At 65.9% G+C, this 24,615-nt stretch carries 24 protein-coding genes and 1 pseudogene; 8 read left to right on the top strand and 17 right to left on the bottom strand.

Going from position 1 to position 24,615, the window contains the following annotated elements; translation table 11 throughout:
* Window positions 1-245: 245 nt before the first annotated feature.
* Window positions 246-617, bottom strand: a complete 372-nt coding sequence (locus ABZV93_RS18180; protein WP_354937146.1) for an HAD hydrolase-like protein — start codon at window positions 615-617, stop codon at window positions 246-248.
* 432 nt (window positions 618-1,049) lie between these two features.
* Entirely contained in the window at window positions 1,050-1,583 is a 534-nt protein-coding gene (locus ABZV93_RS18175) for a hypothetical protein (protein ID WP_354937143.1), read from the bottom strand.
* Window positions 1,584-2,060: 477 nt separating this feature from the next.
* Here ABZV93_RS18175 and ABZV93_RS18170 point away from each other — a divergent pair, with 477 nt between their 5' ends.
* Window positions 2,061-2,189 (top strand): hypothetical protein, encoded by a 129-nt coding sequence (locus tag ABZV93_RS18170; protein WP_354937140.1) that lies wholly within the window; start codon window positions 2,061-2,063, stop codon window positions 2,187-2,189.
* Window positions 2,190-2,385: 196 nt separating this feature from the next.
* Here ABZV93_RS18170 and ABZV93_RS18165 read toward each other — a convergent pair whose 3' ends face one another.
* Complete coding sequence (locus ABZV93_RS18165; RefSeq protein WP_354937138.1) at window positions 2,386-3,627, bottom strand: CapA family protein; 1,242 nt, start codon at window positions 3,625-3,627, stop codon at window positions 2,386-2,388.
* A gap of 348 nt (window positions 3,628-3,975) precedes the next feature.
* On the opposite strand from ABZV93_RS18165, the gene ABZV93_RS18160 reads away from it, so the two are divergent.
* A complete protein-coding gene (locus ABZV93_RS18160; RefSeq protein WP_354937135.1) occupies window positions 3,976-4,653 on the top strand; it encodes a hypothetical protein in 678 nt (225 codons plus the stop codon).
* Between the two features lie 104 nt (window positions 4,654-4,757).
* Here the strand turns inward: ABZV93_RS18160 and ABZV93_RS18155 are convergent, their stop codons facing one another.
* The 4 genes from ABZV93_RS18155 to ABZV93_RS18140 all read right to left on the bottom strand — a co-directional run bounded on the left by ABZV93_RS18155 (window position 4,758) and on the right by ABZV93_RS18140 (window position 7,360).
* Window positions 4,758-4,964: a hypothetical protein gene (locus ABZV93_RS18155; protein ID WP_354937132.1), complete on the bottom strand. Its 207-nt coding sequence runs from the start codon at window positions 4,962-4,964 to the stop codon at window positions 4,758-4,760.
* Window positions 4,965-5,032: 68 nt separating this feature from the next.
* A complete protein-coding gene (gene chrA, locus ABZV93_RS18150; RefSeq protein WP_354937129.1) occupies window positions 5,033-6,391 on the bottom strand; it encodes a chromate efflux transporter in 1,359 nt (452 codons plus the stop codon).
* A complete protein-coding gene (locus ABZV93_RS18145) occupies window positions 6,372-6,833 on the bottom strand; it encodes a chromate resistance protein ChrB domain-containing protein (protein WP_354937126.1) in 462 nt (153 codons plus the stop codon). Before ABZV93_RS18145 ends, chrA begins: the two co-directional genes overlap by 20 nt.
* Window positions 6,830-7,360 carry a Chromate resistance protein ChrB gene (locus ABZV93_RS18140; RefSeq protein WP_354937123.1) on the bottom strand — a complete coding sequence of 177 codons (531 nt, stop codon included), beginning with the start codon at window positions 7,358-7,360 and terminating at the stop codon, window positions 6,830-6,832. Before ABZV93_RS18140 ends, ABZV93_RS18145 begins: the two co-directional genes overlap by 4 nt.
* A 169-nt stretch (window positions 7,361-7,529) precedes the next feature.
* On the opposite strand from ABZV93_RS18140, the gene ABZV93_RS18135 reads away from it, so the two are divergent.
* On the top strand, window positions 7,530-7,841 hold the full coding sequence (locus ABZV93_RS18135; RefSeq protein WP_354937120.1) for a hypothetical protein: 312 nt from the start codon (window positions 7,530-7,532) through the stop codon (window positions 7,839-7,841).
* A gap of 72 nt (window positions 7,842-7,913) precedes the next feature.
* Here the strand turns inward: ABZV93_RS18135 and ABZV93_RS18130 are convergent, their stop codons facing one another.
* The 6 genes from ABZV93_RS18130 to ABZV93_RS18105 form a co-directional block, all read right to left on the bottom strand.
* Window positions 7,914-8,912, bottom strand: a complete 999-nt coding sequence (locus ABZV93_RS18130) for an MASE1 domain-containing protein (RefSeq protein WP_354937117.1) — start codon at window positions 8,910-8,912, stop codon at window positions 7,914-7,916.
* 575 nt (window positions 8,913-9,487) lie between these two features.
* Complete coding sequence (locus ABZV93_RS18125) at window positions 9,488-10,210, bottom strand: methyltransferase domain-containing protein (protein WP_354937363.1); 723 nt, start codon at window positions 10,208-10,210, stop codon at window positions 9,488-9,490.
* Between the two features lie 32 nt (window positions 10,211-10,242).
* Window positions 10,243-11,379, bottom strand: a complete 1,137-nt coding sequence (locus ABZV93_RS18120; protein ID WP_354937114.1) for a hypothetical protein — start codon at window positions 11,377-11,379, stop codon at window positions 10,243-10,245.
* Entirely contained in the window at window positions 11,376-12,308 is a 933-nt protein-coding gene (locus ABZV93_RS18115; protein ID WP_354937111.1) for a glycosyltransferase family 2 protein, read from the bottom strand. Before ABZV93_RS18115 ends, ABZV93_RS18120 begins: the two co-directional genes overlap by 4 nt.
* Window positions 12,305-13,330 (bottom strand): glycosyltransferase, encoded by a 1,026-nt coding sequence (locus tag ABZV93_RS18110; protein WP_354937108.1) that lies wholly within the window; start codon window positions 13,328-13,330, stop codon window positions 12,305-12,307. The genes ABZV93_RS18115 and ABZV93_RS18110 overlap by 4 nt, the downstream gene beginning before the upstream one ends.
* A 48-nt stretch (window positions 13,331-13,378) precedes the next feature.
* On the bottom strand, window positions 13,379-14,614 hold the full coding sequence (locus tag ABZV93_RS18105; protein WP_354937105.1) for an O-antigen ligase family protein: 1,236 nt from the start codon (window positions 14,612-14,614) through the stop codon (window positions 13,379-13,381).
* Window positions 14,615-14,798: 184 nt separating this feature from the next.
* On the opposite strand from ABZV93_RS18105, the gene ABZV93_RS18100 reads away from it, so the two are divergent.
* Window positions 14,799-15,773: a class I SAM-dependent methyltransferase gene (locus ABZV93_RS18100; protein ID WP_354937361.1), complete on the top strand. Its 975-nt coding sequence runs from the start codon at window positions 14,799-14,801 to the stop codon at window positions 15,771-15,773.
* A gap of 99 nt (window positions 15,774-15,872) precedes the next feature.
* Here ABZV93_RS18100 and ABZV93_RS18095 read toward each other — a convergent pair.
* Window positions 15,873-16,904 (bottom strand): annotated as a pseudogene (locus tag ABZV93_RS18095) (glycosyltransferase); the annotation flags it as partial.
* Window positions 16,901-17,908, bottom strand: coding sequence for an NAD-dependent epimerase/dehydratase family protein (locus tag ABZV93_RS18090; RefSeq protein WP_354937102.1), 1,008 nt, complete (start codon window positions 17,906-17,908; stop codon window positions 16,901-16,903). The gene ABZV93_RS18090 and the pseudogene ABZV93_RS18095, both read right to left, overlap by 4 nt.
* A gap of 385 nt (window positions 17,909-18,293) precedes the next feature.
* On the opposite strand from ABZV93_RS18090, the gene ABZV93_RS18085 reads away from it, so the two are divergent.
* From ABZV93_RS18085 to ABZV93_RS18070, 4 genes are all read left to right on the top strand, one after another.
* Window positions 18,294-19,217 carry a hypothetical protein gene (locus tag ABZV93_RS18085; RefSeq protein ID WP_354937099.1) on the top strand — a complete coding sequence of 308 codons (924 nt, stop codon included), beginning with the start codon at window positions 18,294-18,296 and terminating at the stop codon, window positions 19,215-19,217.
* A gap of 122 nt (window positions 19,218-19,339) precedes the next feature.
* Window positions 19,340-20,737, top strand: a complete 1,398-nt coding sequence (locus ABZV93_RS18080; RefSeq protein ID WP_354937358.1) for an oligosaccharide flippase family protein — start codon at window positions 19,340-19,342, stop codon at window positions 20,735-20,737.
* Between the two features lie 257 nt (window positions 20,738-20,994).
* Window positions 20,995-21,567, top strand: a complete 573-nt coding sequence (locus tag ABZV93_RS18075; RefSeq protein ID WP_354937096.1) for a hypothetical protein — start codon at window positions 20,995-20,997, stop codon at window positions 21,565-21,567.
* 181 nt (window positions 21,568-21,748) lie between these two features.
* Complete coding sequence (locus ABZV93_RS18070) at window positions 21,749-22,384, top strand: TylF/MycF/NovP-related O-methyltransferase (protein WP_354937093.1); 636 nt, start codon at window positions 21,749-21,751, stop codon at window positions 22,382-22,384.
* A gap of 201 nt (window positions 22,385-22,585) precedes the next feature.
* Here the strand turns inward: ABZV93_RS18070 and ABZV93_RS18065 are convergent, their stop codons facing one another.
* Together ABZV93_RS18065 and ABZV93_RS18060 are read right to left on the bottom strand one after the other, a co-directional pair.
* Window positions 22,586-23,248 (bottom strand): hypothetical protein, encoded by a 663-nt coding sequence (locus ABZV93_RS18065; RefSeq protein ID WP_354937090.1) that lies wholly within the window; start codon window positions 23,246-23,248, stop codon window positions 22,586-22,588.
* Between the two features lie 793 nt (window positions 23,249-24,041).
* Complete coding sequence (locus tag ABZV93_RS18060; protein ID WP_354937088.1) at window positions 24,042-24,428, bottom strand: hypothetical protein; 387 nt, start codon at window positions 24,426-24,428, stop codon at window positions 24,042-24,044.
* Between the last annotated feature and the right edge of the window lie 187 nt (window positions 24,429-24,615).

Raw genomic sequence — 24,615 nt, 5'->3', positions numbered from 1 at the left:
TGAGAGTCCTCGCCGCTAGCTGGCCGGCCTACTGGGGACTTGTGGGCAGGGAAGCCGCAATCAGTGCTGTTCTGGTGGACACGTCGGTGTTGACGACTTCGCCGTCACTCACGTTCCGGAGGCTGCCCGCTACTCCTGGTGGTCGGTCGCCGTGCAACGCTTCGGCCAGACCTCAGCGCTGAGCCAGTCCCTTCTCGGCTCCACCCTCGGCTTCGGCAAGACGTTCGGCGGCGCATTCTGGGCGCTCACTCTCGGAGCCGTGATCCTCGAGATCGTCGCCGTCTTCGTCGGATCAGCCTCATCGGCTGAGATACCTCGGCCGCGAGTTTGTCCTCCACGGCGATCGCCGAGTCGCCGTCCACACCGAACCGGTCGAGCGCGAGCAGGTAGACCTCCGGATCTGGCTTGTGGGCCGCCACCTCCTCGCCAGTGGCAAGGGTGTCGAATACGTCGAAGCCCCGCCATGTGGAAGACCGGCGCGGACGTGAGTTGCCCGCCGCGCACACTCGTGCCTCGGATCGATCCGAGGCACGAGTGTCAACGAGATAGTTCACGTCGGACCGATCCTTGGACGGGTCCCAGGCCAGTTCGATTCCGTCAGCGGTGTTGCTCACCACGTGCAGGTTGGTCGGCGCCGTCGGTGCCGTGTCGTCGCCCGCGCCGTCCCACCCACCGCGGCAGTCCCCTCCAGATGGCTGTTCTGGTCGTGGCCCCAGGATGCCTCGGGAGGTCCGACCTGCCGTCGACGGGGGCGGGCGGACGTAAATGGACAGTCCCCGACCTCACTGCGGTGCCTCCTCGACCGCCTCGTCGGGCGATGTGAGCGTGGCGGTGTCTGCGGGATGGGCGAGGTCAGCCAAATGCGGAGCCCAGGCGGGGTCGTCAATAGCGGGGATCCAGTCGGTGTTGATGGCACCGGCGGATTCGAGACTGGCATGCGTTGGTGCGGGACCAGGCAGCTCGCCCCGCTCAGGGTCCGGCTGACCGCAATGTCGATCGGCGGCCGCCGCGGTCGTCCGCGGCGGCCGCCGATCTCAGTCGTCACTGTGTCAGGCGAGCGTGCCGGTACGACGTCGCCTCACGAGGAACATGCCGCCGAAGGCAGCCGCCGCCAGCGCACCCGCGCCGCCGGCCGCGAGTCCTGGGTTGGCGCCCGACGAACCCCCGTCACCACCGTCGACCCAACCGCGCGGCGTCGCGCAGTGGTCACCTCTGATCCACTGGTCCTTCTTGCCGTGCTCGCCCTTGGACCACTCGTCCTTCTTGCCGTGCTCACCCTTGGACCACTGGTCCTTCTTGCCGTGCTCACCCTTGGACCACTCGTCCTTCTTGCCGTGCTCACCCTTGGACCACTCGTCCTTCTTGCCGTGCTCACCCTTGGACCACTGGTCCTTCTTACCGTGCTCGCCCATGAACCACTGGTCCTTCTTGCCATGGTCGCCCTTGATGCACTGGCCGCCCCAGGTCGCCACGTTGCCAGTGGGCGCAACGCTCGCGGACGCGATTCCTGGAGCAGCTACCAGCAGTGTCGCGCTCGCGAACGCTGCGCCGGCGGCGAGCCTACCGAGATGCTTTTTCGACATGCCTTGCGTCACTCCTTTGTGAGTGGGGTTTTTCTCTCAGCATCCGCTGACGCCTGGAAACTGCCCCGGCGATGGACAGACAATCGAAAATCCAAATGGCGGTGAACCATGGGAATCAAGCACTCGGGAATCCTAGGCTGTGCTGTTGATTTCGCCGTACAACCTGAAGTCTCGTTAATCGGAGTGGCGCGACTGCTGAAAGTAGGGGATTTCTCGGCACAGGACGGACTCTGCCCGAACTTCGCCGTGCGGACAGACGCAGGTTTCGCGGGTCCTTACGAAGCTTAGGGCGCGGTTCACCGTATGGCGGTTTGATGCTCCCGCAATACCGAGAACGGTTCCCTTTCCGAAGAAGCGTACAGACACTACTCCTGGCGGGATTGGGAATCAGCTTCTGTATTTTCGGCTATGCCGGAAACCTGCTGAATCTGCTCGTCTGGGGCAGGCAGCGTGACCTGATCGCGCTGGTCGCGCTCGGTGTCCGCCCCAAGTGTGCTGATGGCGGTGTACGGCGCGGCGGTTGGCTCTGGTCCCTTCGAGGGTCAGGGACTGTCCTCGAAGGTGGTCACCATCCTGGCGCTCGAGGTGACCACGGCACTGACGTAGCAGTCTTGGCCGGCGACTCGTCCCGCCGGGCATCGGGGAGGCAACTGACAGGATCAGCGGGGAACGGCGCGTGATCCGCGAGCGGATTCCGACTCCGCGCGATTCCCGAGCCGATCCGGACACCGCCCGACCTTGCACATCCACTCGTACCCGCTCTGACCTGCGGAACTTCGTCTTCCCGCATCCGCCAGACGGGCTAGCGGCGCTGCGAGACTCGGCATGCGTGTCGGGCCCTGGGCCGGAGGCGTTCTGCTGGGCAGTACTTCGCACTCGCAGTTGGGATCGTCGTTGCGGGAGGTGTGGTACGACAGTTGCTTGTCGGGGGTCTCCTTCGCCGCAGAATGAGCATGCCGTCCGGCTCGAGGTCGATTCGTGAACCAAAGCGGCGACTGACCCGGTCCAGCGTGGACCGTAGCCACCGGGAATCTTCCCCCGACGCGTGCCAGAGGCGCATCTGCCGGGCCTGCAGCGGCGCCATCCTCATGTCGGCCAACTCCCCGGTCCTTGGGTCCAAGGAAACGAGGAACAGCAGCCGCAGGTCATCGCGGAACTCCTCGTAACCGGTGATGCCTTCGTAGTCGTCGACGAAGTCCCCGCAACCGTAGAGGATCAGTTTTCCCTCATACACTTCGACGGGACGGGGATGGTGCGAGGAATGCCCGTGCACCACGTCGACACCTCCGTCGATCAGTGCATGCGCGAAGCTGACCTGATCGTCAGCTATGTCGTAGCCCCAGTTGGATCCCCAGTGAATCGAGACGACCGCGATGTCGCCGGCGCGCTTCACCACGTGAACCCGGTCGGTAACGTCGGCCGCGGCCATCTGCGACGGCTCGGCCAGAAAATCGACGCCGGGCTGCTGTTCAGATGCAACCCAAGCCTCCGGAATGCCGCTGGACGCCATACCAACCGAGAGGATCACTGCTCGCCCCCCGCCACTGAGCGGAACGATCGCGGGTTGGCGGGCCTCGTGCGCATTCTTGCCCGCCCCCACCGCCCGCAGCCCCGCGCCGGCCAGCGTCCGAAGAGTTTCCTCAAGCCCTGGGTATCCGAAGTCCAGCACGTGGTTGTTCGCCAAAGTGCAGACGTCGGGTCTGGCTGCGCTCAAGCAAGGAACGTTCAGCGGGTTGACCCGATAATGCACCGCCTTGCGCGGAGCGAAAGCCGCGCTTCGCGTGATGCTCGTCTCTACGTTCACGACTCGCACGCTCGGCTCGAACCCGTCAAGCAGGTGCAGCACGTCTCCCCACGGCCAGCAGAAGTCAACTGGGCGAGCAATCCGACCGTTCACCGCTTCTGCCAATTCGACGTATGCCAGGGCATCTCGCACGAAGGCCTCCCGCAGCGCCGCGTCGCCAGGGTGCGGAAGGATTTGATCAACGCCACGACCGAGCATCACGTCACCGCACAGGGACAATCGCACACTCGGTGCACTCATGTGTCCACGCTAGCCGCACTCGTTCGATCGGTCCCAAGGCAGCACTGACAACCTCGAACGTCCGCAATCCTTCTACCCCGGGCTGCGAACGGCGCCGCCGGGCCGAACGGGCCCTGACCAGCGCCGCCTGCCCGTGCCACCGCGTGGGAGCTGGTCGCGCAGGATCAACCAACTGGCGTTGAACTTTCGGAAACAGAAGGTGCCCCGGACCCACACACCGCGCGCGCGTCGTCGTAATCCCTTCTCCGGTGAGGATCGACGTGCCTGCCAGCTTTCGGCCATTCGGTGAACCCGATCCGCGGACGGGCCGTGGATGAATAGTCATATTTCATCCACGATGGGAGAGTCATGCGTTCCACGTACGACCGCAGAGGATTCCTCGCCACGACCGGTGCCGCCCTCGTCGGTGGAATCGGGATACTCGGTACCGCGCGGGCGCCGCATGCCAGCACGGCGAGCTCGGTGAACACTGCCGGCGACGTGACGCTGCCGCCGCTAACGGTCCGCCTCGCCAGCCAGTCCGGCAACACCATCACCCTGGCCTGGGACGAGCCGCCCAACTACGAGCAGCACTCCTACGCCATCATCGTTTCCGACAACGGCACCGGCGAGTGCTTCGGCGCCAGGACCGGGGTCACCATGAAGCGACTCAAGTCCGGCATGACCCACGAGCTGACAGTGGTCTACAAGGAGATCCCCACCATCGACCCCAACCCGCAGACCTCGGCACCGAGCCAGCCAATACGGATCACGCTTCCGCGAACCGCGGACACGACGCCGCCGAGCACGCCGACGAACGCCCACGTCGTGTACGACCCCAACATCATCTCGTTCAACCTCTACTGGGACAAGTCCACCGACGACGTCACCCCGCAGACGGACCTGCAATACGACATCGTCTACGACAACGGCCTGAGCTCCTACGACGTGCCCATGGGTCAAAGCGTCTACAACGAGAGCGGCTTCATCCGCGCCGTCGACGCCGCCGGAAACCGGTCCGCACTGTCGAACCACTGGACGTCCTGAACCCCACAGCCGAGCGGACCTCTGCCGTCCAACCGACCCTCCAGGCGGCGGAGGTCCGTCGCTGATCCTTCCAGCCACCGGCTGTGCGACGTGAAGTTCCCCGGTCAGCTCCGGCCCCACCCCTGGATAGTCCAGGCCCGCGGCGATCGAGTGCGCCTCCGGATCTGACCATGCTCGTTCTGGAGGAACAGCGAGCGGAAGCCATGCAGGACACCGATCCCGCCACCGGTCTCCCAGGTGGTGGTGGCGCCCTTCTCCACCATGTAGCCCCAGCTCGGGTAGGTGCGCGGGCGATGTGCCGGGCGCCGCACCACTGACCGTGCCGTTCGTGTCTGACATCAAACGACACGGGCAGCGGACCGCTGGAAACCGATGTGACTCAGAGGACGAATCCGGCGGCGAGTCCGAGCAGCGCGCAGACGCCAAGGGTGCGTAACACCGGCCATCTGAGCTTGAAGGTGAGGACCATCGCGATGGCGCCGATGACCAGTGCGACGGGCTTCAGGGTTGTGACGACAGGCAGGTTCAGGTGCAGCGGTCCCCAGTCGTAGGGGTGTGAGCTGGCGAACAGGGTCGCGGTGGCGAAGTAGATGGCCAGGTTGGCGATGACGCCGACGACGGCGGCGGTGATGCCGGTGAGTGCGGCGGACAGGGACCTGTTGCCGCGCAGGCGTTCGACGTAGGGCGCGCCGACGAAGATGAACAAGAAACACGGCACAAAGGTGACCCACGTGGTCAGCAACGATGCGACGACGGCGGCGGCCCAAGGGTTGAGGGTGCCGGGGTCGCGGAAGGCGCCGAGGAACGCGACGAACTGCACCACCATGATCAGTGGGCCGGGTGTGGTCTCGGCCAGGGCAAGACCACGCACCATCTCCCCCGGTGCCAGCCAGTGGTAGGTCTCGACTGCCTTCTGTGCGACGTAGGAAAGTACGGCGTAGGCGCCGCCGAAGGTGACCAGGGCGGTGCCGGAGAAGAACAGTCCTTGCTGGGTGGACACCGAGTCGGCGCCGGTCAGTGCGAAGGCGAGGGCGACCGGGCCCAGCCACAGGGGGATGCCGATAGCGAGGATGATGCCCGCGCGGCGCAAGGTGGGTGCGGCGTGGTGCAGGGCGTCGTCGGAGATCAGCGGCTCCGGCCGGTCATCCTGCTTCGCTTGTGCAGGCTTGGCCATGATCTGCGGGCGCACACGGCCGATCACCCAGCCGAGGATGCCTGCGGCGAGCACCACGATCGGGAAGGGCACCGCGAACGCGGCGAGTGCGATGAACGCGGCGACCGCCAGGCCGATCAGGACTCGATGGTGCAGCGCCCGCCCGGCGACTTTGATCACGGCCTGGGTCACGATCGCCAGCACCGCTGGGGCTAGCCCGGCGAACAGCGCTGTGATGAGCGCTGTGTCGCCCAGCCCGACGTAGAGCGCGGACAGCCCCAGTAGCGCCAGCAGGCCGGGGAGCACGAACAGGACTCCGGCGATCAGCCCGCCGGCGGTCCCGTTGAGCAGCCAGCCGACGTAGACGGCGAGTTGCTGGGCCTCCGGGCCGGGCAGCAGCATGCAGTACGACAGTGCGTGCAGGAACCGTCGTTCACCGATCCAGCGGTGCTCGTCGACCAGGCTTCGCTGCATCACCGCGATCTGTCCGGCGGGTCCGCCGAAGGTTTGCAGGGAGATCTTGAACCACGCCTTGGTGGCCTCCCGCAGGGGCACCAGGTCCTGGTCACGGCTGATCAGGCTCATCCGGGGTCCTTCCGGGGGTTCTTCCGGGCGTGAGGACTTCCCGGCGCAGATACTCATATACGGCGTCGAAAATGGGTGCGGTCATGGCCAGGACGGTGGCGTCGTCATTGGCGAGTGACAGGGCGCGAAGGATGACGTCGAAGCCGGGCGCCTCGGGGGCGTCGTAGTGGTCGTCCTCGAGGTCTGCCTCGTGCACGATCCCGGCGATGCGCCACAGCACCGGGTCGGCGAGGTGATAGCGGCGCAGGATCGTTTCGAACGTGCAGTCGCTGCCGTGATGGCCCAGGTCCACCCCACGCATGTCGAACGGGGTCGCGTCCTCGGGCACCTGGTCGGGGTCGGTGACGAACACGAACTCCGCAGCGGTGTCCACATGGCGTTGGATCAGCCACGCACACGCGCTCCGGTCGATGTGCACACCGGCACGGGTTGCCCACCTCATGCCCGCACCCCGTGGCCGGGCCACGTGGCCACCTGCGTCTGGTCGTGCTGAGCGACCTCGTGTTGTGCGAGCTCCCGCAGCGCCTGACGAGCCTGCTCGCGCTCCGGCGGCCGGAAGTAGTCACGGCGTTCCATCCGCCGCATCTGCGCCCTCAGCCGCCGCAACGCCGCCACACGGTCTCCCGATGGGGCGTCCAGTGCCCCGCGAGCCTGGTCGGCGATCTCGGCGAACTCCTGGGCGCGGGCCTCGTTCATGCGTGCGGCCACGTCCCGCTCCAGAGCGCTCGTGGAAGGCCGGGCCAGCCATACCCCCGCCGCACCGCCGGCCTCCTCGACCTCCTCCGCCGCCCACTCCAACTGCTCCCGCGTGCGGGCGTCGGCCGGCAAAGCCACCAGCCCGTCCGCCAGCTGTGCCACCCCCAGCCGCTTCAGCTTCCGCCACAACGCCAACCGCGGCGCCGACGGCTCCCGAGGCAGCCGGTAGGTGAGCATGACCCACTCACCCGAACCCGAATCCCGATCAGTCATGTAGGGAATGTAACCACGGTTACCAGGTACGTGGCTAGTAGAAGGCTTCTTCGACCGGCGATGTCGGGTCGGCTTCGTCCCCGCCGGACGAACTCAGGCAAGCGACGCCAGCCACGCGACTTGTCATGAGCAACTGCCACCTGGTTGATCTCCAAGCGCCGGTGCATGCATGGGGCCAGACCGATACGCCCGCTCGGGTCAGGCCAGAGTTCCTGCGGTACCCGGGCGTAGCCCTCGTTGCCCCGATGTACCCCTCGATGGCGAGGACCTGGAAGATCCGCTCGCGATCGCCCAGTACCAGATCAAGAAGGCCAACGGCACGCCGCGGTCCGTGCCGCACGAGAAGGCCAAGCCCGCCCGGAAGCGCTGGTGGGCCGACGACCAGGTCGACGTGTGGCTGAAAGCACCGCGGAGTCCCCGTGGTTCGGCTCCGACTCTTCGCGGCCGGGCCGTCTCGTTCACCCAGGCCCAGCCCGCATGAGCATGAGCTCCTGACGAGGTCGGAACCAGCGGTGGTGCGCCGCCAGGCACCTTCTCCCCCGTCTCACCTGGATCACTGGCCTCGCTGGTGGTCTGTCCATTGCCGATGGTCGGACTGCGTGCCGGGTCGCATCATCTCGTCGAGTTTTCCGACCGTCTGCTGCAGTTGCCCGCAGGCGTGTTCGAGTTCTTCCCGCGTTCGGTTGCGTTCACTGATCGCAGCGGAAAGCACTAGTCCGGTCAGGACGATCGAGCCGTTGAAGAGTTGGAGAAGCAGCATCCTGCCGAGCAGGTCTTTGCCGGCAAAGGTGCCGTATGCCGCCACGCTGGCGTCGATGGTGACCGCCGACGCGATCACTGCGAGGGGCGCGGCGCCGGCCAACTGGTAGCGCCAGGCGGCCAGGACGATGAGTGGGAACGCCAGGAAGAGGACGCCCCACAGCAGTTCGCCCATCAGGATCAGGCCGAAGGAACCGGCGAGCAGTGCACTGATCTCGGCGAGTCTGACCGCGTAGACGTAGCGGTACTGTCGCCACGGAACCTTGTAGAGCAGCAGTAGCAGGGGTGTCACGAACAGCACGCCCATCGCGTCGCCGGTCCACCAGGTGAACCATGCCGTCAGGAAGGTTCCGGCCGTCACAACTCCCCCGACCAGGCGCATGATCGTTCCGATCGTGGAACTGATCAGCATCGCGCCGAGAGCGGCGAGGAAGACCAGCGCGAGCGCGTCCTTCAGCCGGTCAAGCTGGATTCGGAAGCCGACCCTGCGCAGGGCCCAGTACGCGTACATGCAGGCGGCAGTTGACGCCGCTGCGGTGGGAACTATGACGGGCGCAGGAGTGGTGAAGATGTCGATCGCAACCGAGCCGAGGAGGATCCCCGGCCACATCCGCCACCCCCAGAGGAGCAGGGCCGCGACCGCCACTCCGGTCGGGGGCCAGAATGGACTGATTTTTCCCGGTTCCACGAATACGACAAGACCCGGTCGTGACGTCCCGAGCAGGACGCCCGCAACGACCAGATTCTGCGACCCAACGATGAAGAATCGCCGGAGCGCGAGCTGGCGCTCCATGACACACCAACCTACGCCCCTGCTGTTAACTGTCGTGGCGAGACAATAGTCAGGCTGCTCTGTATCAACAGCACTAAAACCCCCACTGCCGCTCGAGTTCCCGTCCCCTGCCCTCTAACAATGCCGAATGGCATTCGCAGGAGCCGGCATAACGGCTGACCTCCACGTCGCAGGCTCGCGGGATGGCGCTGACCTGTCACGCAGGGGTGGCATCGCGACCTTCTCTGGGACCAGGTCGCAAGCTGCAGGACTCTTGAAATCGCTTGATGAATCCCGCAGGCGCTGGAAGCATCGCCCCTCGTGCCTGATGCGCCTGCCAAGACCGGCGCGACGTACTACTGTCCGATCTCCTGGGATTCCTGTCCGGAGAAGCCCCTTGCGCCTGCGACGTGGACAGTCGGTTGAGCAGGCCGTCGGGCGTAGGTCCGCCGACTTCGGTCAGCGTCGGCAGCTCCTGGTTCCCGTGACCGGCCACCGGGCCGTCGGTCACCTCGGTTGGCCTGGCGGGCTGGCGTGTCGCCAGTAGGAGAGAGCCGCTCGACTGTCGGTCCGCACGCCGGGGGACGACGCCGTCCTCAACGCGGGCGGTTCCCCTCGTAGACCATGGTCTCGAACGCTGCCATTTCCTCGTCCGCAACGTGCTTGCCATGCGACTCGAGTGCCCGCAGATCCGCATGGCTCGATTCACCTGGAGAACATCGCCTGATGTCCGCGAATCCTGCCTTCGACATCGCCATTTCCATCAAATTGCCATCGTAGAGGAACTGATGACCCCAGTTGCGGAACGCGTTGTTGATCACAAACGAAGCGTCGTACACGTCGACCTGTGGAAGAAACTCGTCAGTGATCCACCGGACGTATTTCTCACCCAATGCACTTTGATCGCGGCCGTAGAGGCCCAGGAGAACCGCAAGGTCCGGCGTGGCGATCCGAACCACTCCGCCAGGCTTGAGGACGCGTCGGATCTCACTCAGCATGAACGAACCATCATCCCAGGAGATGTGTTCGATCATGTGCTCACTGTAGACAGCGTCGAACACCGCGTCATCAAACGGAAAGGCTTTGCTCGCATCGAGAAGGACGCTGCCGTCTTGGCCCGGAGAGATGTCAGTGCTCAACCAGCCGTCGAGGGACGTTCGGCCCGCGCCGATCTGGAGCCTCCTGATTCCGTGGGTGGCCAGATAGTTGTCGATGATCCGCCTCCGCCGGGCCAGGGCCGGGATCCTCAGGATCCTTCTCGAGTCATGAACCAGTCCGACCATCGCATCGGACTGCTTCAGGACATGGCGAAGATTCATCTTGGTCACTTTCGGAAGGGTCTGAGCACGGTTCAGGGTCCTACGGCAGACGCAGTAGTTTCGAGGAGCGCATCCAGTGGTCGAAGCGTGTGTTCCCACCTGAGTCGCTCCGCCTGTGCATAGGCCTCGTCACTGACTCGCTGCCACGCAACAGGATCCGCGTGCCGAGTCACGATGTCGGCAAAGGACTTCTCGTCATAGAGCAGCGAGCCGGCGAGTGCCTCGGCGCTTCGCCGCCAAACCGGCACCAGGACAGGAAGGCCGGCAGCCAGATAGTCCAGATGCTTCGCGGAGAACCCGTCGCGGCGCAGCGGGTCGTCGACGCAGGTGATGAGCCCGAACTGGTAGTCCCGGAGCACACCCGGAGACGCGTATCCCCGGTATCGGATCCCGAGAGCAGGGTCCGGCGGCGGTCCTCCATAGACGTCGATGTATGGATAGCTTCGGGACAACCTCGACAGCAAGGGTAGATTGACGAACCTCGAGCTGAGGGAGCCGAAGTAGACGACCCGTGCCGGGCTGGCGGATCGTGCGCGGATCGCTGCGGGCGAACAGCCCCAGTTGAGCGTGACAAGATTGCTCCCAGGGATTCGGTAGTGTTCCCGCGCATAGTCCGCGTAGGACTCCCAATGAAAGCTGAGGTGGTCCACACTCTCGAGCACGTCGATCTCGAGTTGGCGCAAACGAGCGTGCTGACGGCGAGTCAGTCGACCCTCGTAGAGGAGCTCGTCCGCCCAGGGCGTCGGGCAGTCGTACATCGTCTGGGCACTCGCGACATCAAGGAGAAGGCCACTGTCGTAGGGCGTCTCACAGATCACCAGGTCGACGTCGTTCAACGCCAGCCCCGACCGGAGGATGCGGCGACGCAACCAGAAGTCAGCCCGCAACAGGTGGTACGACAGCCGACGGCGCGCGGTTCCCACCGGTCTGGTGAGCTTGCCGATCGCCTCAACCGCATAGAGCGCGACATGGTACGGCCGTGGACGTGGCAGCCACCCTGCGAGTGTGGCCGGCCGGGCAGAGGAGCGGCTGAGTCGATACGTGTCGACCAGGCGGACCTCGTGGCCACGGGACGTGAGGTACCGGTGGATCTCGATCGGTTTCACACTGTTGCCGAAGCCATCGAGCTGGCACACGATGACGACACGCTTGCGTCCTCCCGTCGTCATGACGTGCCGGCTGATCGGTCGGGGCCGAGAACGAAGCGCAGGTATGAGCTGCTCGCGCGGACCAGACGCGGAAGATCCCCGAACTCCTTCGTCGCCACAGCTCGAACCAGCCTCGCCGGTAAATCCACAGCAAGCGTGAAGAAGATCAGCAGGTACGCCTGCCAGGCCGGCCAGTGCTGAAATGCGTACAGCGATCGACTGCGCAGCGAGTGATACAGCGCCAGATCGCCGGAACGCTTCGCACTGACGTTCCCGATGTGCTCGAAGGTGGCGTCGACGAGTAGGTACGAGCCGAAGCCCAGCAGCTTTGCCCTCTTGCTCAGGTCCACCTCCTCGTAGTAGAGGAAGTAACGTTCGTCGAAGCCGCCCAGTTCGCCGAACAGGGCTCGTCGGATGACGAAGAAGGCGCCGATGACCTGGTCCACGGGGCCGCCGCGGCGAAGGGCCTCCGGCGGCAGATGGCGCGCCCACCGGCGCACGACAAGGTCGAGCTTGAGGACACCGGCCATCACGTTCGTGAGCGTCGGGAATCGGGAGGCGCAGACTCCGGGAGTGCCGTCACGGTTCACCGCGAGCGCGCCACAGATGCCATACACGAGGTTTTCACGGCTGTCGAGGAAGGCGACTGCCCTCTGGATCGTGTCGTCGCCGACCACGGTGTCCGGGTTGAGGAAGAGCAGGTAGTCAGACGCACAGTGGTCGGCTCCTTGATTACAGGCCGCGGCGAAGCCGACGTTCCCCGGGTTCTCCACCAGCTTGACCCAGTTCGGAAGGCACTCTGCCGAGCCGTCGGTCGAAGCATTGTCGACGACGACCACGTCTCCGACCTGCCCCCGTCCGGTCGGCCCGGCGAGTGAGTCGATGCACGCGCGAAGGCAATCGCCGCTGTTCCAGTTCACGACGACGACATCGACATGGCGTTCGCTCACCGGTCATCCCCCGCCCGGGCGGGCGCGCGATCTCCTCCGAATCCGGTCGCCTGCTGCCACCGACCGAGCCAGGCGTCGTACGAATACCTCTTCGCCACCTGGTCGAGCGCATGCCATCCCACCGTCGCCCGATCACTGTCCGGGCCCTCCACGAGGGAGCCGAGAGCGTCGGTCCAATCCTGCAACGATCTCGCAGCGACGAAGCCGAGCGAGGCCAGAACTGCCCCGTTGGCACCAACCGGACTGCCCACCGCTGGGACGCCGGCAGCCGCGTACTGGAGCAACTTGTAACCACACTTGCCCCGGCTGTACGGATCGTCGTGTAGGGGCATGAGCCCGATGTCGATCTCTGCCAGTACGGAATGTTGAGTGTGCTCGGTCCAGGGCACGCGGTCGACGATCTGCTCGAGCGAGCCCAGCGTCGAGCGACTCGTTCCGATGAGAGTGAGCCTCGCGCCGGAGCGGCGGTGAACTTCCCAGAGCGCCGGAGCGATCGCCATCAGCAATGGCTCGTTGTCCGCTGAGCCGATCCACCCCAGACGAGGCGGATCGGACAGCCCGTAAGACTGCTTGGTGGCGTAGTCCTCGACAGCGACGCAGCTTGGTATCACCACGACGTCCGTGGCGTGCCGGACCGCCCACTCGGCGAGAATGTCGTTACCAGCGATGACGCGATCCGCACATCGCGCGGCCGCGAGAGCCTTGGGAGCCTTGGGGGCCAGCCTGCGCCAAGGAGCACTCCCCCCAAAGTCACAGTGGAGCGCGTCATCGAAGTCGTAGACACCGACGGCCGCGCTCGTCAGTAGTGCAGCCTCCAAACCGCCTCGGCTCAGTGGTGATGCCTCGCGATGCAACAGGAGGCGATCTGGATGCAGCGTCGCCAGCCGTCGCAGAGCGTGCTCCGCAGAGAGCACACGGCCCGGATGGCGCAGAAGGTGGCGTGGAGCCGCGCTGTGGTGTCCGACGTAGCTGTGCACCTCGACCGGTCCGACAAGTCGATCCAGCCAGGAAAGGACACGCACCCGTGAACTCCCTCCGGTGCGACCGTACGGCGTCACGGCATGCCGCATCTACGACATCACCTCCGCGGCGCCCTGCGGCGCTTCCCGGCGTTGCCCGGGAACAGGCGACCGCAGGAATCCGGCGAGCATCCCGAGAAGAAGGTAGAAGATCACTCGCAGCACAGTGCCCTCGAGGCTGGACTCGAACGCGAAACTGATGACTTCGACCAGGACGCCGAAACCGACCGCCCCCGCGAGTGGATGCAGACCGCGGCGCAGGAGAAAGAAGATCGGCAGGCTGAGAACGACCAGCCCGACAAGTACCCCGAGCGGCACTCCGTAGTACAGGACCTGCTGAACGTAGGTGTTGTGCACGTCGACAACCAGCACCGCGTCGCCCCTGGGCACGACACCTGCGCCGTAGCCCAGAAGTGGCCGCTCCGCGATCTTCTCGAATGCGGCACGGTACAACTCTGCTCTCAACAGGATGTTCGCCGCTGACAGGCGACCGGCGAAGAACTCGTGGGTGGCCGGGTTCAACGCGTAGAGCGCGATGGGGGCAGCGGCCAGACCCAGCGCACCTGCTACCACGTTGCCGATCAAGTGCTTCCGAGGACTGCCGAACGGACGGCGAAACAAGAGAAGACAGCCGATGCCCGCGATCACGAATGCCACCATGACTCCGCGGGAGAAGGTGCAGATCACCGCTGTTGCCGCGACCAGGCCGGTGAGCGTTGTGCGACGATCTCGCCGGGTGTGCCCGAAATGCAACAATACGGGTACGAGGATGACAAGAACGGCGGCGAGGTTGTTCGACCGGCCTAGTAGCGGGTGGGAGAGCCGGGAGTAGTAGGAGAGATAGTCACCGGAGGTGTGAGAAAGCCCGGGCTCGTACGGCGCGAATCCTGGCACATGCAGCAGGAGAAACACGGCCGGCAAGGTCACGAGCCAGACGTATCGGCGGAGGAATGCCACGACCCGCTCGGTGGCAAGGCCCGCCAGCTCCCGCGTCGCGAACAGGTAGCCAACGAATGCCTCCAGGAAGTTCACGGTCGTACGCAGTGTCGCGATCCGATCGTCGCTCCACATCAGGGAGAGCGCGGAGATCAGCACCGGAACGGCGAGGAGGAGGGCCAGGGGTCGATAGCCCAGGTTGAGACAACGGTGCTTCAGGTCCACCACAAGAATGATCAGACCGACCACGAGCATCACGTCGAGAATGGACGCCGACCTGATGACCGGAAACGAGGCCGGGTACCAGACCGGGAATCGGAAGGGCATGGCAGCGGCCAACAGCACCAACATGACCATCACGCGGGGCCGTCGATCAGGCCGACGAGAAACCGGGTTCCGGTGGTGTTCTGTCCAAGCACCCCTGCCACGAGGGATCAACGCGGTGGCCAGGGCGCGCATTCGTGGGGAACAGACCGCTGCAAAGGGTATGAGCCAGTCAGGAGTAGGACGCATTGACTGGTAGGGAGGAGTACACATGGCGCTGGCGACGCTGAACCGCGTCCTACCGCTGTTGGTCTGCCCGCGATGTCGATCCGCTGTTGCCGCCGATGGTGCGGCGTTCCGGTGTACGGCCGACGGTTGTCCGTACTCCGCAGCGGGCAGTTTCCCGGTCGTCAGCGACTGGCCGGTCCTGGTCGATTTCGAGCGCAGCGTGCTGTCCCTCGACGAGGTTTCAGCCTGGGTGCGCACCTCCGGCCGCGCCCACCGCGAACTGCACCGGTCACGCGTTGACATGATCCCGCCGCCCCTACGACGCGTCCTGAAGCCCGTCAACCACGTCGCCGAGAAGAACATCGCAAGGCTGGTGGGACTCATGCCGAAACGTTGCGGCCGGGTCCTAGTCATCGGCGGGGGCACCCTTGGTAACGGGGTGGATGCCCTCTACCGATCCGGAGCGGATGTCGAGGTCATCGGAATGGACCTCTACGCGAGCGATCTCACGGTCGCCATAGCTGACGGGCACGCCTTGCCCCTCGCCGACGGGTGCATCGACGCCGTCGTCATCCAGGCCGTCCTCGAGCACGTCCTCGACCCCGGTCAGGTGGTGGCCGAGATTCACCGCGTGTTGGTCGACGGCGGCCTCGTCTATGCCGAGACGCCCTTCCTCCAGCACGTGCATGCCGGCGCGTACGACTTCACCCGCTTCACCGCCAGCGGCCACAGGTATCTCTTCCGGCGATTCGAGCAGATCGATGCCGGACCGGTCGCCGGACCGGGGACCCAGTTGCTCTGGAGCGTCGATCACCTCGCCCGGGGCCTGGCTCGATCGCAGTATGCCGGCCGCGTCGTGCGGGCGCTGTTCTTCTGGCTGCGTTTCCTGGACCGGATGGTGCCGCGCAGGTACGCCAACGACTGCGCATCCGGGGTGTACTTCCTGGGCCGGCGTTCCGAGATCCAGCTCACGCCTCGTGACATCGTCGACTACTACCCCGGTGCGCAGCGCGGCTGAGTCACTCCGCCGTCCCAGCAACTCGGCGTAGGCGTCGACCAGCCGATGGAACACAAGCGACTCCCGATACCTGGCCTCGGCAAGTGCTCGGGCAGCCGCAGACATCTCGCGGTACCGACGATCAGGCAGGTTACTCATCGCACGTAGCGCCTGCGCCAGCCGATCCGGGCGACCAGGCGGCACCAGGAACCCGGTGAGCCCGTCCTCGACCAGCTCGCGGCAACCGCGTACAGCTGTCGCCACGGCCGGACGACCGGCGGCGAAGCCCTCGATGAGAGAGCGGGGGACGCCTTCGCGGTAGCTGGGCAGGACCAACGCGTCGCTGCCGGCCACCAGACTCTGCATCTGCGCCTTGGCGACCATGCCCACGAAGCTCACGCGGCCGCAGAGTGCATTGCCAGAAGCGCGTTCCCGAAGCACCTTCTCGACGCCGTCGCGATCCGTGGGCAGTTCGGCGCCGGCAACCGTGAGGTGAACATCCGGCACCGCGACGAGCGCGTCGAACAGGTCGAGCACGCCCTTTTCCTTGATCAGCCTCCCGACGAACAGCAACCGGAAGGGCCGCGATGGCGCCTGTCGAGACGGGATGGCGAACCACTGGTCCTCCACTCCGTTTCCGAGGTAGCGCAGCTGAGTTCGATACCCGCGGGAGCGGGTCTGGTCAAGGTCCTCTGTCGACTGGAAGAGCAGCATGTCGGTATGAGGTGCGAGCATCCGCTCCACCCGCTCGAGGGCGCGATCGCGCCATCCACGCCCGTCCCAGACGTGGGCGAAACCATGCACCGTGTACAGAACCCGGGTGCGTCTCGGTATGAGCCATCGCGGCATCATCCGGGTAGGTAGTGCCGCCGCGGGTGCGTGCAGGTGCAGGAGATCGGGCTGCAGGTCGCGAAGGATTCGTACCAGCCGGGCGCAGGCGGCTGCCATCGACACCGGACGTGGGGAACGTGGGAAGGAGAGGGAGATCGGCCGGAATGGCACCAAACTGCGATCGAACTCCGGCCCGTCGGGTGCGCAGGCCAGCCTCGCGTCGAAACCGCGGGCGCGTAGGTCACACAGTTGGGGCACAAGAAGTTTTGTCGCCGTGTATTCGACCGCGGCGACGTGGAGGACGATTGGTGCCCGTGTCATGTCGTGGTGGCCCTCATCGGAGGCCCGGCCACCGACCGCGCCACAGACAACTGTCGTCCGTGGCGGGCTCTCCCCTTGGCCGTACCATATGCCGCCAACTGCCACTCGACCTGTCTGGTGAGTCCGGTTGTCATGTCGATCAGCGGGCGCCAGTCGAGCAACAGAGCAGCCTTGCTGCAGTCCGCGCGAGTGTTGTCGACGTCCCCCGCACAGGTGTCGCTTCGCCTTACCGTAAGCGGGCGCCCCACGATGTCACCGAGCTTGTCGAGGAGCATGTTCACCGACAGGTGTGAGCCGCCCGCTATGTTCAGGACGGTGCCCGGTCGGAGCGGCTTCCACGCAGCCAGGACGTTCGCACGCACCACGTCGTCGACGTAGGTGAAGTCGCGCGCCTGCTCCCCCGTGCCGTACAGGTGGATGTCGCGACCTTCGGCCGCGGCCTGGATGAACCGGTGTATCGCCATGTCGGGACGCTGCCGAGGACCGTAGACGGTGAAGTACCTCAGAGCCACCGTCGGGAGACCCCAGTTCTCGGCATACGCGCCGCAGAGATGCTCCGCAGCAAGTTTTGTCGTGCCATAAGGGCTGAACGGGCGTGGCAGGCTCGCTTCGGTGGTGGGATAGGAGTCAGCGTTGCCGTACACAGACGAACTCGACGCGTACACGAACCTCTTGATGTGCGCCTGCCGTGACCATTCGAGCAGCCGGTGTGTCGCGACGATGTTGTGCTCCACGTACGCGGTGAAGTCCTCCCCCCAGGACGTCCGCACTCCGGGTTGGCCCGCCTGGTGCAGCACCACGTCGGTGATCGCGACCAGACTCGACAGGTCGGCATGGCGCAGGTCGGCCTCGACGAACGCGAACTTCTCGCTGTCGAGCAGCCGCTGAAGATTTCTTTCCTTCATGGCAATCGGGTAATAGTCCGTGAGGCAGTCCACTCCTGTCACAGCGGTCGCATGTGGCAGCAACGCCTCTGCTACGTGACTTCCGAGGAAGCCCGCCACCCCTGTGACGAGATATCGCACTTTCCCCCCTTGACCACATCCGCGTATCGTCTTACCGCGCCGGAAGATCATGCAAACCGACCGGCCGGCACGGACGGAAGAGGCCATTGCGGTCAGGGAGAATCCCCTCACCTCCGCACCCCACCCGAACCGCGTTGGCTACCTGACGCCTACGTGGACCCGCCATCACGTCGATCACCTGGAATAGGTCCGGCGTTTACCGGGAAACAGCCAGAGCGTGGTGTTTACGTCCCGACGACTCGAGGGCGCCGCCGGACCCGCTGCGACGGCCGATGCCAGCGGGTCGAGATCGCGACCTGCCGCGCCTTCCTGCGCGTTCTACTGTGTCGCCGACGCGCGGCACTTTCCAGGAGCCGTCGCACTGTTGAACTCGCTGCGACTTCTCGGCCACCGCGAGCCGTTCAGGTTGGTCGATGCGGGCCTCGCCGATGCTCAGCGGGATCTCCTCTCCGGACACGTCGAACTGCTCCCCGCGCCGGTTGACGTCCCGCCGGTGCACCTCGCGCCGTACGGGCCACGGCTACGTCCCGCCGATGTTCAGGTCGTACTCGACGCGGACGTCATCGCCGTCCGGCCGCTGACGCGCCTCATCGATGCCGCCGCGGCCGGTCGCCTCGTCGGGTTCGTGAACGACCCCCCTAACCACGACAGGTTCTTCCCGGAGTGGGCGGAGGTGCTCGGGCTCAGGTCGATGCGGCGACGCGCCTACCTCAACGCCGGACAGTTCGTGATTCCTCGAACGCTCAATGCCCGGGTGCTGGACCGCTGGATCGACGGACAGGTGACGGTGGGCATGCGGGGTACGCGGTACGGCACGAAGGCGCGCCTGTCCGACCCCTTCTACTTCGCCGATCAGGACGTCGTGAACGCGGTCCTGAGCGCCACCCTGGACGACGACGAGCTGGAGGTTCGCGAGCATCGCCTCGCGCCGCATCCACCGTTCACAGGGCTTCGGCTGACCGACATCCATGCACTGACGTGTACGTATCCCGATCGGACCCAGCCCTACTTCCTTCATCACACGATGGCCAAGCCCTGGCTGCAGGCCACCAGGCTGACGGTCTATTCCACTCTTCTGTCGCGGCTGTTGCTCGCACCGGACGTCGCCCTCCGGCTCGACCCTGGGCATGTCCCGCTGCGCCTGCGACCGGGGCGTCTGGCGTCGGTCGACCTGCGTCGCGCGGACATACAAGCCCGGGTGAAGGCGGCCGCCCGCCGGCGACTCGGCACGTTCGGGATCCGCACGCGGCTGGCCAACCGACGGCGTGCCTTCGGGGTGCGACCGTGACCACGGCGCAGCATCCGGACACGTCACACGGCCAGGACGCGGAAGATGGGCTCGCCCACGACGGGTTGAGGCAGCGCGCGCTGGCCGGGCTGTTCGTGGTTGGCTCCCGCGGACTCGGGATCATGCTTGTCGGCTTCATCGGTCAGGTGGTGCTGGCCCGTTTGCTGATGCCGACGGATTTCGGCGCGGTGGCCGTCGGGCTGGCGTTCGTGACGTTCGTGAACCTGTTCGCCGACGGCGGGCTGGGCGCGGGACTCATCCGGCGCCCGGAGCAACCGGACCGTGCGGACCTTCGTGCCCTGAGCGGACTGCAGGTCTCCGTGGCGATCGTGCTCGCAGCCGGAGTTGCCGGAGTGGCGCCGTTGTTCGGACGGACTGGGTGGGTGACCGCGGTCGTCGTTGCCTCCACGCCGTTCCTGGCGTTGCAGATACCCGGCAGGATCGTCCTCGAGCGCGCCCTGGCCTATCGCCGACTGGCGATCGTCGAGGTGACCCAGGTGATCGTGTTCAACCTGTGGGCGATCGTCTGGGTCCTGGCCGGCGCCGGAGTGTGGGGAATGGCCAGTGCCGCGCCGGTACGGGCCGCTGTCGGCGTGGCCGCGATGGCGTGGGCGAGTCCGGTCGGAGTCCCGTCGCCTCGGTTCGCATGGCAGCGGGTACGGGGCCTCATGGCCTTTGGGATCCGCTTCCAGGCGGTGACCGCTGTCCAACTCGTGCGCGATCAGGGACTCAACACCGCCATCGTGGCGCTGACGACCGTATCGACCCTGGGTTTGGTGACGATAGCGAGAAGGCTGCTCGAGGTGCCGTATCTCCTCCTCGGCGCCACCTTCCGTGTCTCGTTTCCGACCATGTCGCAACTGCTCGCCCAGAAAACCGATCCCGGGCCGCTCATCGAGCGCGCGGTCGGTGTGACCACCGTCGCCAGCGGGCTCGTTCTCACCGGGTTGGCCGCCTCGGCACCGGGTCTGGTCCCCGGCCTGTTCGGTGTGCCGTGGCGCGACGCCGCCACCGTCCTCCCAGCCGCCTGCCTGGGCCTTTGCGTAGGCGGGTCGGTGTCGGTCGCCACCCAGGGCTACCTGTATGCGGTCGGCGATGCGGCGGCCGTTCTCCGCGCATCCCTCCTCCAGACACTCGTGCAGTTCCTGGTCGTCCTCGTGGCGTTGCCGTGGATCGGCGTCGTCGCCGTGGGGATGGGCTGGCTGGCCTCGAACCTCGTCGAGGCGGTGGTCCTGGGGCGAGCCACGGCTGCCCGGACGCAGGTCCGGCTGGCCGGTCAGCTCGCCGCCCCGGTGAGCGCGGGCATAGCGGCGGGCGCGGCAGGTTGGTTCATGACTCGGGCTCTGGGGTCGGATCTCGTCGCGGGCTTGTTCGGCGGCACCCTGGCAGCGGCTGCATACCTCGTCCTGGTCCTCGTTCTGAACCGGCGCCTTTTTACCGAGACCGTGGACATGACGTTGTCCTCGGTGCGGGCAGTCTGGGGCAGCCGAGTCGACGACGTACACCCGGAAGTGGCATGACCTTGGTCAACCGCATCGTCGTCTTCCGATTCGACCGGAATCCGCTCATCTGCCGCTCAGGTGTGGCCCTACTACGTTCCCTCAACCCTGGGCTCCAGGTGCACGGCCTGTATGGCGGAGGACATGGAAGTCGTCAAGCTCTCCTTCGGTACGGAGCCGTACCTCTCCTCGGGCTTGACAGCCTGTACGTCTCTCCTCGCCCAGGCCGATGGAACTGGAAACACGGCGACCTCGCCCTGGCGGCGTGGTACCGCGAGGTGGGGCGGCATCTGGACTTCGACGTCGCGCATCTCGTCGAGTGGGACCTACTGCTCCTCGACAGTCTGGATCGGGTGTACGCCGACGTGCCACCTGACGCAGTCGCGCTCACCTGCCTGACGCCGCTGACGCAGTTGCTCGGGTCCTGGGAGTGGCTGCGGACGCCCGAAGGACTCCGAGAATGGGAGTCACTGCTGTCATACGCTCGGCTGACATGGGACTACCAGGACGAGCCACTCGGATGTATCGGCTGCGGGCCGGCGTTTTCGCGTGCGTTCCTGGACGCGTACGCACGGATCGATCCACCTGAGTCCTGTCACGACGAGCTTCGGCTGCCTCTTCTCGTGCAGTCGCTGGGGTTCCCTCTCGTCGACACCGGCTTCCGTCACAGCTGGAACGATCCGGTCGAGGACAGGTATTTTGCCGCCAACGCCACTCCGATCCAGCACGAGACCATCACCGCCGAGTTGCAGCGACCCGGTGGACGGCGCGCCTTCCACCCCGTACGACATTCGTTCCGGCTTCCTGCTCACACGATGAGCCTCTCGTCATCTGGAGCTCACCATCGTTGACAACGCCGTCCCCACGTCAGGCTCCGTAAGGCAGTCGACTTGGGTTCGATCCACGATCGAACGTGCCGGCAACCGACTCTTGCGCAGCCTGGGTTACCGACTGAACCAGATCCAGCCCCGCGAACCTGTCGACCTGCCGTCGTCCTCGGTCGAACTCTTCCGGGCGGTCGAGCCGTTCACGATGACCTCGCCCGAGGCGGTCCACGCCTTGGCAGATGCCATCCGCTACGTGGTCCGGTCGGGCGTGCCGGGAGCGATCGTCGAATGCGGGGTATGGCGCGGGGGCAGCATGCAGGCCGCGGCCAGGACGTTGCTGGACCTCGGCGTCCTCGACCGCGAGATCTACTTGTTCGACACCTTCGAGGGCATGCCCCTCCCCACGGAAAGGGACGTCCGCTGGACTGGCGAGTCGGCCGCCGACCTCCTGGCCTCAGAGACCGGCCGGGCGGCCGACCTGCTGCAGGCACGCGCTTCGCTTGAGGACGTACGCGCCGTCATGGGCGGCGTGGCCTATCCGACGTCTCGCGTCCACATCGTCGCCGGCCTGGTCGAGGACACGGTCCCCGGCCAGGCGCCCGAGACCATCGCCGTGTTACGCCTGGACACGGACTGGTACGAATCCAGCCGCCACGAACTGCGGCACCTCTACCCGCGCCTGGCACCCGGGGGTGTGCTCATCCTGGATGACTACGCCTGGTGGAACGGTGTGGCAGAAGCCACAGACGAGTACTTCGAGGAACATCCTCCGATGCCGTTCCTGATCCGGATCGACGACAGTGGCGCCCGCGTCGCTGTCAAACCCGCCGGCAGCACATAGCAACCATGCGGCCTCGGCTCGCCGGCCAGTTCGTCGATCGCCACAGCGGCTGCTCGGCCACCCGGGCGATCGCGTTTCCTTCCGTGTCAGCATGAGCAGCAAGGCCCCTTCGAGTCACCGGCGTGTGGTCAGAGACCGCCAGTCTCGAAGGGGCCCCGCATCCAGCGGAGCCACACGGGGTGGGGAATTTCCCCCCGAGGGCTATCGCATGGTCCACCAGGTTGTACGCCGGAGCGCGCCGGCCCAGCTGAAGCTGAGGTGGAAGTGGTTTGTGTGCGGGTTGGACGTTCCCGTGTATGGCAGCCATCCCTCGTCGGGCCGGTAGGCGCGCCACATCTTGCGGTTCCAGATCGCGTACATGATTCCCAACCGGCGAGCCATGGCGTGCCGGTTGCCGTGGCTGTCCGGTCGCAGCAGCCACCAGAAGAAGTCGTTGGCAGCCTTGCGGGACGTGCGCGAGTACGCGTTGAACGCCACGTCCAGAGCACGGCCCTCGGCGTGCTCGCTGACCACGCCCGTACAGGGATGCCCGATACTCCAGGCACGGCTGCCGTACGTAGCGAAGATAATGTTCCTCACGTCGACGACGCCGGGCTTCGACGCCGTATCGCAGCTGGTCCCGCCGTCGTAGCGCGCGTATGCGTCGATCGTCGCCGGGAACGACGGAGTGGGCGGCATCGTGCGGGACCACTGGACGAGCTCGAGGTCCAGGTCCTTGCTGTCGACCAGGGCGTTCGGGTCGTTGTCTTTGTGCTTCGCGCCGGCGTAGGTCAACGGTCCGGCGACAGCACCCAACACGACTGCGCTGACGAGATCCCTGCGGGTGGGCCGGATCCGCCGACTGTTCTTGCTCGGTTCGCTCATGCCCCAAGCAGACTGTATGAGCGGTGTCCAAGGAGACGGCCGAAAGCACATCGCGCGAATCCGGTCGACCTGACAGTCTCCTCACCCAAGGCCCGATTGCTCGGGACCATTCTTGCGCAGTCACGTATGCCGTACGGATTCCACAGGCTCGCATTGTGCGATGCATTTGCTCAGTAGTTGCGCTGTGCCGCCCGGATCGGTGGCTGCAAGTGCCGGCCGAGATTGTGGTGGGCAGTAGTTTGCGAACCTGTCGGTGTTTACAGCCGTGTGCTGTCCCGCCGTAATGTGCTTCGGTGAACTCGGCAGGTGACCTTACCCGCATGGCAGCGGTCCGTGCGTGCGCGCATGCACCGCCAGAAGGTGGTCGCGTCGGACTCACGAATGGCGATCTTGGTGACAGCGAATCCTGGCGTGCCAGCAGGTCGGCGAGCCCATTTACAAGTAGCGGGGTCGAGGTCCCCCCGGGCCTCGACCGCGCCATCCCCCAACAACCGGCCCCCCGAGCCCCCACTCGAGAGCCCCAACCCCGGATGCCTGAGGTGTAGCGAACAGGACGAACGTAAACAAAACGCGAAAGTACGACGGGTAGCACGGTAGTCACGGGCCAAACCCGCCGGATTCGACTTGGCGAGCGCGACCGAGCCATCAACGAACCGCACACACGCTGGACCCGTTGGCCCTGCCGCCGGAGGAGTCCAGTCGTCTCACGGGCAGCGCCGACCCCGGCTCACCCGGCGGCGGGCCGAAAGCAACCTCCGGAGGTCCTCCGCTGAGACCTGAGGTCGTGGGTTGTTCATCGGTCGCCGCCGGACTCCAGGTCGAGGGCAATCTCGGTTTCGCGGATCAGCCGCTCGGCCAATTCCTGGTCCGCAGCGGTCACGACAGCGGCGAGCTGGTGCGGATACAACCGTGCCCGGATAGCCGCCATCCGCGTGAGGTCGCCGGCGGCCTGGGCCTGCAGGAGCTGAACGAGCACCAGCTCGGCCTCGGCCGCGGCCAGGTCCGGTGCCGGCTCGGCCACCCAGTACCAGCAGGCGTCCTCTTGCCGGGGCCATCCCGGGACCCAGGCCGCCTGCCGTCCCAACGCCGCATCGGCCCATGCCTTCGCGGCATGCGCTTCCAGCCGGCCGCAACTGGCGATGACAGTCCCATCGACGAACAACTGCCAACCGTCGAACACCTCTGTTACCAGGATCAGCTCGACCCGGTACCACCCCGGCGCCTCCGCAGTGACCCGAGAGTTTTGTGTCACGGATCCCACCCCCACAGAGCCTGTCCAACTGTTGCGCCGCTTCCGTGCGACGGGCTCCAGGCCTCTGTTTCACTCTCACCGTTTTCGCGCTTCGACACGCCACGTACCGGACGAT

The organism is Actinopolymorpha sp. NPDC004070, from assembly GCF_040610475.1.
In the GTDB taxonomy this organism is placed as follows: domain Bacteria; phylum Actinomycetota; class Actinomycetes; order Propionibacteriales; family Actinopolymorphaceae; genus Actinopolymorpha.
This window is presented reverse-complemented; position numbering and strand designations above follow the sequence as displayed.